We start from the raw sequence: 17512 nt of genomic DNA on the forward strand, positions 1-17512 counted from the left end.
CACAGTTACTGGCCCTTGCGCATGGTACCGCCCGCCGCGGGATCACCGCCCCCGACCGAGAGGACCTCGCCCAGCGAGTCGGGCACATCGAGATCCGCCAGCTGGTACAGGCGGGCCAGATGCCGACGGTAGAGCTGTTCGAAGTCGCTGACGGAACCCGCGGGGTTGTATTCCCCGAACCACCAGCACCAGTCGGAGCCCTCGCATACCGCGAGCTGCTTGCGCAGCTCCGGCGTATCCAGTGCCGGATGCCGCGCGATGGCCTGGTCCACGGCGGTCCAGGCCTCGATCAGGCGGTCCCAGCCAAGGTTCTTGTCCGGGTCGCCAATCCAGGTGGAAAAGGTCCCGTAGACCCAGGAGCCCGCCACCATGCCCGTGAGTTCGCCGCGATCCGTCCGCGGACCCGTGCGCTGGCAGACGTCCGAGAAGGTGCACAGGTTCAGCCGCGGATTCTCCGCCACCCGCTCGTACAACGCCCGCAGGAAGTAGAAGCCGTTCTCCGGGTAGTACTCCCAGGCGTTCTCGCCATCCAGGATGACCGCCACCACGCCCCCGTCGGGCGAGACGGCGGCAATGTTCTCAAGGTGATGCACGAAGTCCCCGACCGCGTCGTCGGCGTGCCAGTCGGCGTAGCGAAACCCGATCGCATCGGAAAGCCCGTCGTCGCGGAAGAACAGCTCCGTCCGGGCCCCCTTCAGGCAATACGGACGATGCAGCCAGCCCTCCTGCTCCGCCGAACCGGTATGCGACTCGGCGGTCTCCCCGGCCGCCGCCAGGCTGTTGCCGAGTACGGTCTGGCCACTGGCGGTCCAGCAGATGTCGTAGTCATCCAGCAGGCGCACGGTCGCCTCGCTGAGACTGCCCTCCGAAGGCCAGCAGCCGCGTGGCCGGAAGCCGAAGTACTGCTCGAACACCGCCAGGCCGCGTTCGATATGCCAGCGCACCCGGGCCTCGCCGTCCGGGTACGCCGGCGCCTGCGGCAATTCGACATCCGGCATCGCCTCGCGCGCCGACTGCAGGTCCAGCAGCAGCGGCATGATCGGGTGGGCATACGGGGTGAACGAGAGCTCCACACGCCCCTGCTCGGCCAGTTCGCGGTAGCGCGGCAGGATCGCCTTGACCTCGTCGCGGATCAGCTTCAGCAGGCGGCCCCGCACGTCGCGGTTGAAGCCCTGATCCGCCTTCAGCCAGCCCTGCACCTCGGGATAGGCGCGGCGCACGGTCTCCCCCAGCCAGGCCAGATGATAGCAGGTCGCCAGATCCTGGAAGAAGCGGTTATCCAGATGCGCCAGCAGCACGGCGTCTTCCAGCGCCTGGCGGGCCAGGGTCGCCAGGCGCTCGAACAGCGGGAACGGCTCGATCATGCGCGGGGCATGCGCGCGCAGGCAGACGCGCAGGATCTCGCGCCGCTGCACCGGATCCACCGGGACGATATCCAGCTGGAGCAGGTCCAGCACCGGGTCGCCGAAGCTCGAGCGATTGCCGATCCCGGCCTCCAGCCGCTCGCCGTAGTCCGCGATCTGCTCCAGCAGGATCGGCGCGAAATTCACCACCGCGCGCGCCTGGGGACAGGCCTCCAGGTGCGCGGCCATGTCGGTGTAGTCCTTCAGCGCGTGCAGGTAGGTCCATGGCAGGACATACTCGCCAGCCCCGGAGTCGTAGTACTGCGGCTGGTGCATATGCCAGCACAGCACCACGTCGAGCTGGGGCGGCTGGGTGGCGAGCGCGGTGGTACTGCCCGATTCAGCGGACATGGTGGGTCGCCTGTCCGAGCATCTCCGGCGTCACCACGCGCACCCCGCCCGGGGAGACGAAGTAGTCGCGGGCGTCGGCCTCGTCGTCCACCCCGATCTCGGTCCCGTCCGGGACCTTGCAGCCCTTGTCGATCACCGCATTGCGGATCACGCAGTTCTCGCCGACGGTCACACTGGGCAGGATCACCGAGTCTTCCACGCTGGCACAGGCGTTGACCTGCACATTGGAAAACAGCAGGGAGTGGCGCACGGTGCTCCCGGAGATGATGCAGCCCCCGGAGACCATCGAGTCGATCGCCATGCCGCGGCGGTCCTCGTCGTCGAACACGAACTTGGCCGGCGGCAACTGCTCCTGGTAGGTCCAGATCGGCCACTCCGAGTCGTACAGGTTCAGCTCCGGCGTCACCCCGATCATCTCCAGATTCGCCTGCCAGTAGGAGTCGATGGTCCCCACATCGCGCCAGTAGCCCTGGCGCACGCCCTGCTCGTCACGGAACGGATAGGCCATCACCTGGTGCCGCTCGATGATGCCGGGAATGATGTCCTTGCCGAAATCGTGGCTGGAGAAGGTGTCGTCCGCATCCTTGATCAGCTGGTCGAACAGGAACTCGGTGTTGATCACATAGATCCCCATGGAGGCCAGCGAGTGGGTCTTGCTGCCGGGGATCAGGGCCGGGTCCTCCGGCTTCTCCGCAAACGAGGTAATGCGGCTGGAGGCATCCACCCCCATCACGCCGAAGGCCTTCGCCCGCTCCTGCTCCACCTCCAGGCAGCCCACGGTCATGTCTGCGCCGCTCTCCACATGGAAGGCGATCATCTGGCCGTAGTCCATCTTGTAGATGTGGTCCCCGGCCAGGATCAGCACATAGCGCGGATTGTGCTGCCGGATGATGTCGATGTTCTGGTAGACCGCGTCGGCCGTCCCCGCGTACCAGGAGGTCTCGATGCGCTGCTGCGCCGGCAGCAGCTCGATGAACTCGCCGAATTCCCCGCGCAGGAAGCTCCAGCTCCGCTGCATGTGCTGGATCAGCGAGTGTGCCTTGTACTGCGTCACCACGGCGACCTGACGGATACCCGAGTTGATGCAGTTGGACAGGGGGAAGTCGATGATGCGGAACTTGCCGCCGAAGGGCACGGCCGGCTTGGCGCGCCACAGCGTCAGTTGTTTCAGTCGCGAGCCGCGTCCGCCGGCCAGGATCAGGGCAAGGGTCTCCCGGGTCAGGCGGCTGACGTAACGTTGCGGTTGTGGACTCATGCACCCATCCTTGTCGAGGCAAACACGTCCGCATGTACCCGCTCGCTGGGTCCTCGCTCCCACCCGCGGACAAGGCTCGGTGTGTGCCCTGACCCGCCTCGTGGAACCGCGGTATCCGACAAGCGCGCGTACATCCGTTCGTGTTCTCCAGGGAAACACTGATTAATGTACTCACTCGCGCTCGAGTCGCTTTTGCGTGCGAACAAGGCGCGGTGACTGCCGTGCAGCATTCTGCACAAGGGAACCGCAACGCTGTGCGCGCGCAAAAGCGGCCGAGCCCCTGCTCTCAATAGGTTGTGGGGTTGGCACCCCAGGTTCCCCGATCCTGCGTTGCGCCGCTTGCGGGTAGAACCACTACCCGCTGCACGACGCGCCTTGCCTCGAAAAACCTGGGGTGCCAACGCGAGTGCGTACATTAATCAGTGTTTCCCTAGTATGTTGTACTCACGTGTTCTGCCGACCCGGCCTGAACCGCACTATTCCACGACCCAAACGCGAGCTTGATCCGAGTATGGCAACAGCCCCCGACAAATGCACCCGTTCCGTCGCCGATCCGTTAGCGCGCCTGGCCGAGGCCCGGCTCCATGATCCGCACAGCGTCCTGGGGCGCCATGCGCTGGATCAACAAACCACCTGTTATCGGGCCTGGCTACCGCATGCAACGGAGGCCTCCATCACACTTTGCGACGGGCGCCACATACCCATGGACGCCGCCTCGGGATTCCCCGGGCTGTTCCTGTGGCGTGGGCCGGTGGACGCCCTCCCCGCGCACCCGCAGCTGGACTGGATGCCCGAGGGTGGCACATCCACGTTGCAGGCAATTGACCCCTGGAGCTTTGCCCCGGACATCCCCGAATTCGATCGCCACCTGTTCGCCGAGGGCCGCCACTGGCATGCCCATCGCATGCTGGGCGCCCATCCGATGGCCCGCGACGGCATCCACGGCGTGCGCTTCGCCGTGTGGGCGCCCAACGCCGAACGCGTGTCGGTGGTGGGCGACTTCAACCGCTGGGACGGGCGCTGCCATCCAATGACCGTCCACGCGGGCAGCGGCATCTGGGAGCTGTTCATACCGGGGATGACCGCGGAAACGCTGTACAAGTTCGAGATCCGCAATCGCGAGCACGGCAGCCTGCACCTGAAGACCGACCCGTACGCCCGCGCCTACCAGGTTCGCCCCGAGACCGCCGCCCGCATCCAGGAGGCCAGCACCTATGCCTGGAATGACGAGCACTGGATGCGCAACCGCGATCCGGAGGCCTGGAAGCATCGGCCAATGAGCATCTACGAGGTGCATCTGGGCTCCTGGCAGCGCAGTCCCGAGGGCCACTGGCCCAGCTACCGCGAGCTGGCCGAGCGCCTGGTGCCCTACGCCCGCGACATGGGCTTTACCCATCTCGAATTGCTGCCGGTCACCGAGCACCCGTTCGACGGATCCTGGGGCTACCAGAGCACCGGCTTCTTCGCCCCCACCTCGCGCTTTGGTCAGCCGGACGACTTTCGCCATTTCGTCGACCAGGCCCACCAGGCCGGTCTTGGCGTGATCCTCGACTGGGTCCCCGGCCACTTCCCGCGCGACGAGTTCGCGCTGGCCCGGTTCGATGGCACCGCGCTGTACGAACACGCCGACCCGCGCATCGGCGAGCACCGCGGCTGGGGCACCCTGATCTTCAACTACTCGCGCCCCGAGGTCCGCAACTTCCTGCTCTCCAGCGCCCTGTGCTGGGTCGAGGACTTCCACCTCGACGGCCTGCGCGTGGATGCCGTCGCCTCCATGCTCTATCGCGACTACGACCGCGAAGGCGAGGACTGGCTGCCCAACATCCACGGCGGCAACGAAAACCTGGAGGCCATCGACTTCCTGCGCCACCTGAACGAGACGGTCCAGACCAGTCATCCGGGCGTCGCCATGATCGCCGAGGAATCCACCGCCTGGCCGGGGGTCAGCCGCCCGCCGTCCATGGGCGGGCTGGGCTTCACCATGAAGTGGAACATGGGGTGGATGCACGACACCCTGACCTACTTCGGGATGGACCCGATCTACCGCATGCACCACCACGGCCAGCTCACGTTCGGCCAGCTCTACGCCTATAGCGAGAACTTCGTCCTCCCGTTCTCGCACGACGAGGTGGTACACGGGAAGCGCAGCCTGCGCGGACGCATGCCGGGCAACGAGTGGGAACAGCACGCCAACCTGCGCCTGCTCTACAGCTGGCAGTGGCTCTACCCCGGCAAGAAACTCCTGTTCATGGGCCAGGAATTCGGCCAGGGCCCGGAATGGTCGGAGGATCGCGAACTCGACTGGTACGTGCTGCAGTACCCGCTGCACCAGGGCCTGCAGAACCTGGTGCGGGATCTGAACCGCGCCTACCGCGCCGACCCCGCCCTGCACGCCCGGGAATTCGAACCGGACGGCTTCGACTGGCTGGACTGCGACGATGCCGCGCACTCCACCCTGAGCTTCGTGCGCCGCGACCACCAGGGCCGCCAGGTCGTGGTGGTGCTGAACCTGACGCCGGTGGAGCGCCCGGCCTACCCCGTACCCGCGCCCCACGCCGGGCGCTGGCGGGTCACCCTGAACAGTGACGCCGAGGTCTACGGTGGGGGCTCGCGCGGCCCGGCGGAGGCCTATGCCGAGCCGGTGGGACGCCACGGGCACCCCGCGACACTCTACCTGCATCTGCCGCCACTGGCGGCCCTGTTACTGGAGCCAGCCGGCGACTGACGTCGGGGCGCCTCGGGCCGAAGCCGCTAAGACCGGCTCCTGTTTGCAGGCCCGTGCGGGCCCGGAACTCGCGGCCCCAATGCCGGCCATGGGCTCGGGATCGGGATCGGGCTCATTCCAGGCGATAAAGCCCGCCATCCGAATGGTCCGTCAGCACATAGATGTGCCCCTCCGGTCCCTCGCGGACATCACGAATGCGCCCGATCTTGCCGTGCAGCAGCTCTTCCATGTGCACGACTTCGTCGTCCTCGATCACGATGCGCAGGATCCGTTCGGCACGCAGGCCACCCGCCAGCAGATTGCCCTGCCAGGACTCGAAGCGATCCGCGGTCACCATCGCCAGCCCGGACGGCGCCAGCGTCGGCAGGAACTCGTAGACCGGGTCGATCATATCCGCGTCGTGACGCGCCTCGCCAAAGGGTTCCTCGGACCGATAGTCGCGCCCCCGCGACACCACCGGCCAGCCATAGTTGCCCCCGGCTTCCATACGGTTCAGTTCATCCCCACCCCGGGGCCCGTGGTCCGTCAGCCAGATCGTGCCGTCCGCCGGATCCACCACCAGACCCTGCGAATTGCGCAGGCCATAGGCAAAGATGTGTGGCTGGGCATCATCGCGGTCGACAAACGGGTTGTCCGCCGGGGCCTCGCCATCCTCGGTCAGGCGCAGCAGGGACCCGGTATGTGCAGAAAGGTCCTGGGACGGGTCTTCCTGCCGACGATCGCCGATCGTCATCAACAGGGTGCCATCGGCCTGCCAGGCCAGCCGCGAACCGAAGTGGCCCGGATTGCTGCCGCCCCGGTCCTGACGGAACAGCTCCTCCACCTCGTGCAGGGCCCCGTCCTCCAGACGCCCGCGCCCCAGCGCGGTGTAGGACTGGTCGGAATCCCCGGTGACATAGGTGAAATACACCCGGTGGTTCGCCGCGAAGTCCGGGTGCAGCACAACATCCAGCAAGCCGCCCTGGCCGCGCGCCACGACCTCCGGCACACCCTCGACCGAGCTCACCTCGCCATCGCGCACCTGTTTCAGCGCACCCGTCCGTTCGGTCACCAGATAGCCGCCGTCCGGCAGGAAGGCTACCGACCAGGGATGCTCCAGACCACCGGCTACCCGCACGAGATCGAATTGTTCGTACTCGCTCGAGATGCCTTCCTCGACCACTTCGCCGGCCAGGGCCGAGCCCACCAGCGCCAGCCCCGCGACCAGCGCACCGGTGCGGATGGCGTAGCCTCGTGTCATTGCCTCTCGCATGCCGTACCTCCCGTTATCTGCCATTGCAGAAATGGGACACGACGACCGGGGGATTGTTCACGCGACGGCGTGGTGTGCCGAATCAGGCCTCCGGGCGCAGGTGCGGGAACAGCAGCACGTCGCGGATCGAGGCGCTGTCGGTCAGCAGCATCACCAGGCGGTCGATGCCGATGCCCTCGCCGGCCGTGGGCGGCAGGCCATATTCCAGGGCGCGGATGTAGTCGGCGTCGTAGTGCATCGCCTCGTCGTCGCCGGCGTCCTTCTCCGCGACCTGGGCCTGGAAGCGTTCGGCCTGGTCCTCGGGGTCGTTGAGCTCGGAGAAGCCGTTGGCGATCTCGCGCCCGCCGACGAACAGCTCGAAGCGATCGGTCACGAACGGGTCGTCGTCGTTGCGCCGCGCCAGCGGCGAGACCTCGGTCGGATAGGCGGTGATGAAGGTCGGGTGGCGCAGCTTGTTCTCGGCGGTGTACTCGAAGATCTCGGTCCACAGCTTGCCGAGGCCGAAGCTCTGCTTGATCGGGATCTCCAGACGCTCGCAGTGGGCGCGCACCTTGTCGATGTCCGCCAGGTCGTCACTGCTGATCTCCGGGTTGTGCTCGAGGATCGCCTCGCGAACCGTCATGCGGGTGAACGGCTGGCCGAAATCGTAGGTCTCGCCCTGGTACTCGATGGTGGTCGTGCCCAGCACGTCCTCGCACAGCCCGCGCAGCAACGTCTCGGTGCGGTCCATCAGCGCATGGTAGTCCACGAACGCCTCGTAGAACTCCAGCATGGTGAACTCGGGGTTGTGCCGGGTGGACAGCCCCTCGTTGCGGAAATTGCGGTTGATCTCGAAGACCTTCTCGAAGCCGCCGACGACCAGACGCTTCAGGTACAGCTCCGGCGCGATGCGCAGGTACAGCGGCATGTCCAGCGCATTGTGGTGCGTGGCGAACGGCCGCGCGGTCGCGCCGCCCGGGATCACCTGCATCATCGGGGTCTCCACCTCGATGAAGTCCTCGCGCTCGAAGTATTCGCGGATGTAGCGCACGATCCGGGTGCGGGTGCGGAACAGCTCGCGGCTGTCCGGGCTGGTGATCAGGTCCACGTAGCGCTGGCGATAGCGCTGTTCCTGATCGGTCAGGCCATGGAACTTCTCCGGCAGCGGGCGCAGGCTCTTGGTCAGCAGACGCAGCTCGTCCAGCTGGACCGTCAGCTCGCCGGTCTTCGTCTTGAACAGCGTACCCTGCCCGCCGACGATATCGCCCAGGTCCCAGTGCTTGAAGGCCGCGTAGACGCCCTCCGGCAGGCTGTCGCGCTGGGCGAACAGCTGGATGTCCCCGGACTGGTCGCGCAGGCGGACAAAGCTCGCCTTGCCCATCACGCGCTTGCCGATCATGCGCCCGGCGACAGTCACGCGGATCCCCTGCCCCTCCAGCGCCTCGCCTTCGGTGTCGTCATGCGCGGCGTGCAGATCGGCCGCCAGGGCATCGCGGCGGAAGTCGTTGGGGAAGGCCGGGCCGGCCTCGCGCAGCTCGTTCAGCTTGGCGCGCCGCTGGGCGATCAGCTTGTTCTCGTCGGTAATCTCGGTCATCGGGAATCCCGGTAAAAGAAAGCGTTACAGCCCGCTCTTCAGGCTGGCTTCAATGAACTGGTCCAGGTCGCCGTCGAGCACGGCCTGGGTGTTGCCGACCTCCACGCCGGTGCGCAGATCCTTGATCCGCGACTGGTCGAGCACGTAGGAGCGGATCTGGCTGCCCCAGCCGATGTCGGACTTGGTGTCCTCCACCGCCTGCTTCTCGGCGTTGCGCTCCTGCAACTCGCGTTCGTACAGCTTGGCGCGCAACTGATTCATCGCCATCTCGCGGTTCTTGTGCTGCGAACGCCCCGCCTGACAGGCGGTGACCACCCCGGTCGGGACGTGCGTGATGCGGACCGCGGAATCGGTCGTGTTCACGTGCTGCCCGCCGGCGCCGGAGGACCGATAGGTATCCACCCGCAGATCGGCCGGGTTGATCTCGATCTCGAAGTTCTCGTCGATCTCCGGCGAGGCGAACACGGAGGCGAACGAGGTATGCCGGCGGTTGCCGGAATCGAACGGCGACTTGCGCACCAGACGGTGCACACCGGTCTCGGTGCGCAGCCAGCCGAAGGCGTACTCGCCCTGGATGTGCACGGTGGCACTCTTGATCCCGGCCGTCTCGCCTTCGGAGAGCTCGGTGACCTCGGCCTTGAAGCCCTTGTGCTCGGCCCAGCGCAGGTACATACGCAGCAGCATATTCGCCCAGTCCTGGGCCTCGGTGCCGCCGGAGCCGGCCTGGATGTCGAGGTAGGCGTTGGCCTCGTCCATGTCGCCCGAGAACATGCGGCGGAATTCGAGCCCCTCGACGCGCGCGGTCAGGGCGTCGACATCGGTCTCGACCGACGCCGCCGTCTCCTCGTCGTCATCCGCCTCGGCCATCTCCAGCAGGTCCCGGCTCTCGTCCAGCTGAGTGCCGATCTCGCGGATGTTGATGACCACACCCTCGAGCTGGGCCCGCTCCTTGTTCAGGGCCTGGGCCTGCTCCGGGTCGTTCCAGATATCGGGGTTTTGCTCCAGCTCCCGCTGGACTTCTTCCAGCCGGTCTTCCTTGGCCGGGTAGTCAAAGATACCCCCTAAGGGCGTCCAGGCGGCCCTTCAGGTCATCGATCCGGGAGTACAGCGCGTTCAGTTCCATGGCAGTTTCCGTCGGGTGTCGTGGCGCACACGGCACGTTCCATCAGGTGGCGAGAAAAGCCGCGCAGTATAACACCGGCACGCGGCTTCAGGGCCGCCTTGGGCGGCGCCAGAAGGCCAGCGCCTGGCGGCGGTCGAGCCGCAGTACGGGGTGGGTGGACTGCGGGTCCACGAACTCCAGCGCACGCAGTTCCCCGCGGAACACGCCGCGCACCCCGGGCGCGACCACGTCATCGGCGACCGATTCCAGAAGCTCCAGGCGTCGTTCGGGGGACGGCGGCCCCCCCAGCGCGTCGACCACGACCACCGTGTCGCCGGATTCCGTCGGCGTGCAGGCCGGATCCGGGCACCAGTCGATACCGGCGCCCCGTGCCAGCCAGCGGCCGATCGCCCCGCCGCCACAGACCCGGCCCACGTCGCTGGCTCCGCCGGCAAAGCCCGGCGTCCATAGCCACAGCCCATGCACCGCACCCCGTCCCTCACGCTCGCGTTCCAGGTTGACGGGGTGCTGGAACCACGCCATCTGCAAGCCGGTCGCCAGGACCTGGAGACGCCGCGCGACATCGCCCTGCAGCGAGTGGGCCACCATGGATCGACCGAGCCCGACAGACGGCGGCGGGCCGGAGGCCTCGCCCTCGGCGTCCATCTGCAGCTCCCACAGGCCGTCTTCGCCCAGGCCCAGGGTGGCGCCGGCCGCCTCCAGTTCCGGCTGCGCGGTCGCCCACAACGCCTCGCGCCCGGCGTCCGCCACGGGCTCCACCGCCGAGGCCACCAGGTCCTTCATCCCGGGCGTCAGCTGGACCGGCTGGGCCAGCCAGGTCCGTGCGCCCTCGCCCTGCGGGCGATAACCCAGCCGTTCGGCGAGCGCCGCCTCCCAGCCCGGCACCGCCCCGGAAACGCCGGTCGCCCGCGCGCGCCCCAGCCAGCGAGCCAGACGCCGCACCGGGCGTGATGGCTCACCCGCGGTGGCCCCCGGTGCCGCCCACAGGCCGGGGAGCAGGTACGTCACCCGCCGGTCGGTCCGGTCTCCCGTCATGAAGCCCCCCCGCAACACGCCGGGTCGAAGAAAAAGGTGGGCAGGAATGCAAGCCTGTACATGGATCGGTGTTTCCTGGGGGACTGTCGGATCTGGATAGTCGCCGCGAGCGTGGCGCAGATCGCGCGTCGGCTAACCAGAGCCGGCGTGAAAAATGGCACCATTCTACGACGCGCACAGCAGATCCGTCCCCAATCGGACCGACCCCGGGTCCTCGAGCAGTGATCAAGCGGGCATCCTGCCACACCGCCCCGTGCCGAACGCGCAATCCTTCAACTGGTCTATACCAATAGACACAAGCCCGGAAAGTGCCCGCGATGACCGGACCCTTCTACAACCCAGGCCCTTCCGTCGCCAGCGCCCTTCGTGGCGCCGCGCGCGGACTCCTTGCGGGCGCCGCCCTGCTGGCGCTCGCGCTGCCAGTGGCCGCCGAGGACTATCCGGCCGACTCCAGCATCGACTGGCAAAGCTGGGACAGCGGGCTGTTCGACGAGTCCGAGGCGCGCGAACGCCCGATCTTCTTCTATTTCCACGGCCAGTGGTGCACCTGGTGCCGCGACTTCCAGGACGAATCCCTGGAGAACCCGTCGGTGGTGGATGTCATCGACGAGCACTACATCCCCGTCCTCGTCGACCTGGACGAACGCGCCGACCTGTTCCGCCGTTATGGCGGGCGCGGCCTGCCCTTCGTGGTCATCGTGAATCACGAAGACGAGATGCTGACCCGCTTCACCGGCCACGTGAATGCCCGTGACCTCGAGAGCATCCTCCAGGCGCAGCGCGACATGTTCTCGGTCACCGGCCGCGAGATCACACCGGACGACGCGGCGATCGACGGCCTCGAGGCCTTCATGGAGATGCTCGACGAGGTCTATGACGAGCGCGCCGACCGCCTGAGCGGCAGCGCCACATTCGGAACGCTCAGCAAGCGCCCGCAACCCTGGACCTACCGCTACCTGCTGGCCAGTGACGACTGGGAGGAACGCATGCCCGGCCTGCTGGACCAGATCGCGGAGGATCTCTACGACGAGGTCGAGGGCGGCTTCTTCTTCTTCCACGATCCCGACCAGCGCGACCCGGTCCTGGCCCTGGAGACCTCCAAGCGCCTGGATCAGAACGCCGCGTTCCTGTGGCTGTTCTCCGAGGCCTACGAGCACATCGGCGACGAACACTACGCGGAGATCGCGCGCGGCATTCGCGACTATCTGCGCGACCACCTGTGGGACGCCCGTCAGCTGCGCTTCGGCAACAGCCAGTACGCCGACCGCGACTACTATCAGCTGGACCCGGAGACCCGCACGCAGACCGATCCACCCCGGGTCGACCGCAACACCTATGCCGACACCTCGGGCCAGGCCATCGCGGCGCTCGCCAACCTGGCGCGGGTACTGGAAGACCGCGACACCCTTGAGTGGGCCCGCGAGGCGCTGGAGGCGCTCGACCGCTATCTGCTCACCCGCAGCGGCTACCTGCACGGCATCACCGCCGGCGGACGGCCGGCGATGGAGGGCTACCTGCCCTCACAGATCTGGCCGGAGATCGCCCGCCAGGAACTGGCGCGCGCCGTGGAGGCACTGGATGGCGAACGTCCGGACCTGCCCGACCCGGTCGCCGCGCTGGATCGACTGGAGCCCTTCTTCGACGCGGAGCTGGGCACGCATGCCGAGCGGATCGGGACGGACCTGGAGCCCTGGTCGGAGACGCGCACCCAGGCCGCGCTCGCCTGGTGGCTGTATCGCCTGCCCGACGACGCGATCGAGGCGTCCCATATTGACCGCGACACCGTGCGTGACCGCCTGCGCATCGAGCCCGGCGCGGATCCCGACGACGTCGCCCTGGGCTTCGACGCCCTGCGCCGGGGCTTCTGACGCCAGGCCGGATCAGCCCTGCTGACGAAAGCCCGCAACCTCGTTCTGTAGCTGCTGCGCCAGCCCTTCCAGGGCCTCTACCGCCTGCTGCATCTCGTTGGCCCCGTCGGCGTTGCGCACCGCGATGTCATTGATGTGGTGGATGTTGCGGTTGATTTCCTCCGCCACCTGGCTTTGCTCCTCGGTCGCGCTGGCCACCTGGCGGGTCATGTCGTCGATGGTGGTCACCGAGTCGTGGATGTACTCCAGGGTCTCGCCCGCCTCGCCGGCCTTCTCCACCGAGGTCTCGGCGTGCTGCTGGCTCACCTCCATCGCCTGTACCGCGCGGGTCGCTCCGCCCTGCAGGCGCTGGATGATCTCGCGGATCTCCCCGGTCGAGTCGTTGGTTCGCTGAGCCAGATGACGCACCTCGTCGGCCACCACCGCGAAGCCGCGTCCCGCCTCGCCGGCGCGGGCGGCCTCGATCGCCGCATTGAGCGCCAGCAGGTTGGTCTTCTCGGCGATCTCCTCGATCACCTGCAGGATGGTGCCGATGTTGTCGCTGTCACCCTTCAGCTCACTGATCACGTGGCTCGCCTGGCGGATCTCGCCGGCCAGGGTGTTGATCGCGCCCTGCGTGGCCTGCACCACGGTGCGTCCGCCTTCCGCCGCCCGGGTCGCCTGACCGGCACTCTCGGCCGTGCTCTGGGTGTTGTTGGCCACCTCCTGCACGGTGGCGGACATCTGATTCATCGCGGTGACCACCTGCTCCACGTCGCCGCGCTGCTCGTGGGTCGCCCGGGTCAGTTCGTTGCTGCGACCCTCCAGTTGCCGCGCGGAGGCGGCGATACCGTCGGCCGCATCCGCGACCTGCCGGATCAGCCCGGAGAGCCGGCCCATCACCGTGTTGAAGGCTGCACCGGTGCGGCCGATCTCGTCGTCCGTAGTCACCTCCACGCGGTGCCCGAGATCCGCGCGCCCCTCGCCGATCGCCTCCAGCCCCTCGGCCAGGCGCTCCAGGGGCCGCGTCAGCACATTGGCATAGAACCAGCCAATCCCCAGCGCCACCACAAACGCGACCACCCACAGCGCCCACAGCAACCACCACAGCTGCGTCACCAGGGCCTCATCCACCCCCGCGGCAAGATCGCCCTTCATGGTGTGGAACGTCACCCCGCCCATGATCGACAGCGGCACCGTACTCACCACGATCACCAGAATAATCAGCTTCAGCCGCAGCCCACCCAGATTCCCAATCTTCATCGACACCCTCCTTTGGCTTCGTTAACGACCACCCGCGCCCGGCCTTGAGCCCGCCAGAGTATCGCCCGGCCCATCCCCCGCCGCCCTGATCCAGCTCAACTCCAACGCCTCGCCGCAACGCGAAAACCGTATTCACCACAAAGCACACGAAGGCACGAAGAAGGGCAAGGGCAAAAGCATTTCACAGGAAGACGCGAAATTTGGAAGTGTTTATGGGCCCTCGGCAATCACAACACGCTGTGATTAGCCTTGTACTGGGGCCAATCACCTGGCGCACAACACCAGTCCCTTCCTGTCTTCCAGCCTTCCTGTTATCGCTTTTCGCCCTTGACCTGGCCCTTCTTCGTGCCTTCGTGTGCTTCGTGGTGAATAAAGCCCTCCCCGCCAGGCCCGGAACGAAAAAACCCGCGGCCCCGGACATCGGGACCGCGGGTTCGCGGTACTGCGCTGGCGCGTCGGACTAGCGGCTGCGCGCCGCCCGGTTGCCGTTGGAGGACGGGCGGCCGTTGCCGCCGCGACCGCCGCCGGGCTTGCCACCGCGGGCGTTGCGCGGGGCGCCATTGCGTGCCCCGCCGCCCGGCTTGCCGCCACGACCGCCGCGGCGGTTGCCGTTGCCGTCATTGGCGGCCGGCTTCGGCGCGGCAAAACCTTCGGTCTCGATACGGTCGATCGGACGCTGAATCAGGCGCTCAATGCCCTTCAGCAGCTTGATCTCCTCGCCATCCACCAGCGACAGCGCAGCACCGGCGGAGCCGGCACGCCCGGTACGGCCGATGCGATGCACGTAATCCTCCGGCACATTCGGCAACTCGAAGTTGACCACCTGCGGCAGCTGATCGATGTCCAGGCCGCGCGCGGCGATATCGGTCGCCACCAGCACCGGCACCTGCCCGGACTTGAACTGCTTGAGCGCCTTGGTACGCGCCGCCTGGCTCTTGTTGCCGTGAATGGCCTCCGAGCGCACGCCATCCTTGGACAGCTTCTCGGCCAGGCGATTGGCGCCGTGCTTGGTGCGGGTAAACACCAGCACCTGTTCCCAGTTGTTGGTGCGGATCAGGTGGCTCAGCAGTTCGCGCTTCTGGCTGGTCTCCACCAGATGCACGCTCTGCTGCACGCTCTCGGCGGCCGTGTTGCGCGGGGCGATGTCGATCTCCGCCGGGCGAGTGAGCAGGCCGTTGGCCAGCGTGCGGATCTCGTCGGAGAAGGTCGCCGAGAACATCAGGTTCTGCCGGCTCTTGGGCATCAGCGCGATCAGCTTCTTGATGTCGCGGATAAAGCCCATGTCCAGCATGCGATCGGCCTCGTCGAGGACCAGGATCTCCACACCGGAGAGGTCAATGGTCTTCTGGTTGGCGTGATCGAGCAGACGCCCCGGGGTCGCTACCACGATGTCCATGCGGTCGCGCAGGGCCTTGATCTGCGGGTTCATGTTCACGCCACCGAAGATCGTCATCGAGCGCAGCTTCAGGTTGCGCCCGTAGGTCTTCACGGAATCGTGCACCTGGGCGGCCAGCTCGCGGGTCGGGGTCAGCACCAGGCAGCGCGGACGGCCATTGCCGGGCTTGGGCGCATCACTGGTGGAAAGGCGCTGCAGGATCGGCAGGGTAAAGCCGGCGGTCTTGCCGGTGCCGGTCTGGGCCGCGGCCAGCAGGTCGCCGCCCTTCAGGACTTCCGGGATGGCCCGGGCCTGGATCGGGGTCGGGTGCTGGTAGCCGGCGGAATCCAGCGCGCGCAAAAGGGTATCGGCCAACCCGAGGTCGGCAAAGGTCGTATCAGTCATGGAATGCTCCAACGCTACCCGCCACTCGTTCAACAAGAGCACCCATCGGGGGAAACGAAATCAGGGGGATCACTGCGAACCGGAATGGCTCTGGATCAGATGAACGGACGCTGACGGGCGGGGCGTTCGATGGGCGCACTATACGCCTTTCGTCAATGAAAAGACACTCCACCCATTACCGCCTGGATATATATTTGTTTTGTGAGGGAATATGGACTAGCTTCCATTCAACAAGAATAACCCGGCGCCCAGGCAGCACCGGTCCGGCCGACGCGACACCAATAACAACGATTCGGCCATCAGGGGAACAACATGAAACGCAACCTGCCCGTGACCGGGAACGAGGTGGATTACCCGGAGAGTGCCAACATCCTTTCCACCACCAACCTCAAGGGGGCCATCACCTACGTCAACCCGGATTTCATCGACATCAGCGGGTTCGAACCGGACGAATTGCTCGGCAAGAACCACAACGTGGTCCGCCATCCCGATATGCCGCCGGCGGCGTTCGAGGACCTGTGGAACACCATCCAGGGCGGCCGCTCCTGGATGGGCCTGGTCAAGAACCGCTGCAAGAATGGCGATCACTACTGGGTCAACGCCTATGTGACGCCCGTAACGGAAGACGGGCAAACCGTCGAGTATCAGTCCGTTCGCACCAAGCCGCGGCGCGAACAGGTAGCCAAGGCTGAATCCGTCTACGCGGAACTCCTCCAGGGTCGCAGGCCCCTGGCCCTGCGCCTGCCCCCCATCGGCATCAAGGTCAGGACCGTAGCGGCCCTCGCCGGCGGCGTCCTGGCGGGGCTGATCGCCAGCAGCGTATTGACCGGCCTGTCCTGGTCGAGCGCCCTGATCTTCGCGCTGACCGCGCTAGTGGTGGGCGGCGCCCTCGTATGGATCAGCCTGTCGCCCCTGTGCCGCGCGGTCGCCCACGCCCGTCGCATCGCCAACAACCCGGTCAGCCAGTACATCTATACCGGGCGCACCGACGAGGCCGGCGAGATCGCCTTCGCCCTGCAAATGCTCGAAGCGGAGGCGGGATCCGTCGTCGGGCGCATGGGCGATGCCGCCAACCGCCTGAGTGGCACGGCCGACGCGCTCGTGTCCGCAGTAGGCGACAGCCGCCAGGCCTGCAACCACCAGCAGAACGAGACCGAACAGGTCGCGGGCGCCACCCAGCAGATGGTGAACAGCGTGCAGGAGGTCGCACAAAGCGCACAGCACGCCGCCGACGCGGCGGACCGGACCGACCAGGAGGCCCGCTCGGGAAGTCAGGTAGTACGCGACAGTTCACGGGCAATCGAGGAGCTGGGACAGCGCATTCGCCAGGGCTCGGGCGTCATGACGGAACTGGACCAGCACAGCCAGGACATCAGCAGCGTACTGGATGTGATCCGCGGGATTGCCGAACAAACCAACCTGCTCGCCCTCAATGCGGCGATCGAGGCGGCCCGCGCCGGCGAACAGGGCCGCGGCTTCGCGGTCGTGGCCGACGAAGTGCGCACCCTGGCCAGCCGAACCCAGGACTCCACCGCCGAGATCCAGCAGATGATCGAGCGGCTTCAGGATCGCGCGCGCGCCGCGGTGGCCACGATGGAACAAAGCCGCGATCAGGCGGAAACCAGCGTGGAGCAGGCCCAGCAGGCCGCCGCGGCACTCGAGAACATCACCTCCGGCGTCAGCCAGATCCACGACATGAGCACCCGTATCGCGGCCGCCGTGGAACAACAAGGCGCGGCCGGGGAAGAGATCCGGCGCGGGGTCGACTCCATCCGTGGCGCGGCCGACACTACCGCCAACCGGGCCGACCAGAGCGATGCCGCCGCCCGCGAGGTCGCGCAACTCGCAACCGGCCTGCAGGGCCTCGCCCGGCAGTTCTGGGCGCGCCACCGCTGAACGCGACCG

11 protein-coding genes are annotated in these 17512 nt (G+C 67.0%); 3 read left to right on the top strand and 8 right to left on the bottom strand.

Features of this window, described 5'->3' with window-relative positions; translation table 11 throughout:
* Positions 1-5: 5 nt before the first annotated feature.
* Both F793_RS0107635 and glgC read right to left on the bottom strand, forming a co-directional pair.
* Positions 6-1754, bottom strand: a complete 1749-nt coding sequence (locus tag F793_RS0107635) for a glycoside hydrolase family 57 protein (protein WP_018877530.1) — start codon at positions 1752-1754, stop codon at positions 6-8.
* Entirely contained in the window at positions 1744-3009 is a 1266-nt protein-coding gene (gene glgC, locus F793_RS0107640; protein WP_019592793.1) for a glucose-1-phosphate adenylyltransferase, read from the bottom strand. Before glgC ends, F793_RS0107635 begins: the two co-directional genes overlap by 11 nt.
* A 511-nt stretch (positions 3010-3520) precedes the next feature.
* Here glgC and glgB point away from each other — a divergent pair.
* Entirely contained in the window at positions 3521-5734 is a 2214-nt protein-coding gene (gene glgB, locus F793_RS0107645; RefSeq protein WP_081618677.1) for a 1,4-alpha-glucan branching protein GlgB, read from the top strand.
* A 112-nt stretch (positions 5735-5846) separates the two neighbouring features.
* Here the strand turns inward: glgB and F793_RS0107650 are convergent, their stop codons facing one another.
* The 4 genes from F793_RS0107650 to F793_RS0107665 form a co-directional block, all read right to left on the bottom strand.
* Entirely contained in the window at positions 5847-6974 is a 1128-nt protein-coding gene (locus tag F793_RS0107650; protein ID WP_017942141.1) for a PQQ-dependent sugar dehydrogenase, read from the bottom strand.
* A 94-nt stretch (positions 6975-7068) separates the two neighbouring features.
* Positions 7069-8559, bottom strand: a complete 1491-nt coding sequence (gene lysS, locus F793_RS0107655; RefSeq protein ID WP_018882203.1) for a lysine--tRNA ligase — start codon at positions 8557-8559, stop codon at positions 7069-7071.
* Between the two features lie 24 nt (positions 8560-8583).
* Positions 8584-9682, bottom strand: a protein-coding gene (gene prfB, locus F793_RS0107660; RefSeq protein WP_155985258.1) for a peptide chain release factor 2 whose coding sequence is annotated in 2 segments (ribosomal slippage) — positions 8584-9609 and positions 9611-9682 — 1098 coding nt in all. Because the reading frame shifts where the segments join, the coding sequence is not laid out codon by codon here.
* 87 nt (positions 9683-9769) lie between these two features.
* Entirely contained in the window at positions 9770-10690 is a 921-nt protein-coding gene (locus F793_RS0107665; RefSeq protein WP_018882204.1) for a hypothetical protein, read from the bottom strand.
* A 344-nt stretch (positions 10691-11034) separates the two neighbouring features.
* Between F793_RS0107665 and F793_RS0107670 the strand changes: the two genes are divergently transcribed.
* Positions 11035-12585, top strand: coding sequence for a DUF255 domain-containing protein (locus F793_RS0107670; RefSeq protein WP_018882205.1), 1551 nt, complete (start codon positions 11035-11037; stop codon positions 12583-12585).
* A gap of 12 nt (positions 12586-12597) precedes the next feature.
* Here F793_RS0107670 and F793_RS0107675 read toward each other — a convergent pair whose 3' ends face one another.
* Together F793_RS0107675 and F793_RS0107680 are read right to left on the bottom strand one after the other, a co-directional pair.
* Complete coding sequence (locus F793_RS0107675; protein ID WP_018882206.1) at positions 12598-13827, bottom strand: methyl-accepting chemotaxis protein; 1230 nt, start codon at positions 13825-13827, stop codon at positions 12598-12600.
* Positions 13828-14287: 460 nt separating this feature from the next.
* Positions 14288-15607 (bottom strand): DEAD/DEAH box helicase, encoded by a 1320-nt coding sequence (locus F793_RS0107680; RefSeq protein WP_018877537.1) that lies wholly within the window; start codon positions 15605-15607, stop codon positions 14288-14290.
* Positions 15608-15919: 312 nt separating this feature from the next.
* On the opposite strand from F793_RS0107680, the gene F793_RS0107685 reads away from it, so the two are divergent.
* Entirely contained in the window at positions 15920-17503 is a 1584-nt protein-coding gene (locus F793_RS0107685) for a PAS domain-containing methyl-accepting chemotaxis protein (protein WP_018882207.1), read from the top strand.
* Positions 17504-17512 lie beyond the last annotated feature (9 nt).

The organism is Thioalkalivibrio sp. ALE22 (genome assembly GCF_000381445.1).
Classification (GTDB): Bacteria; Pseudomonadota; Gammaproteobacteria; order Ectothiorhodospirales; family Ectothiorhodospiraceae; genus Thioalkalivibrio.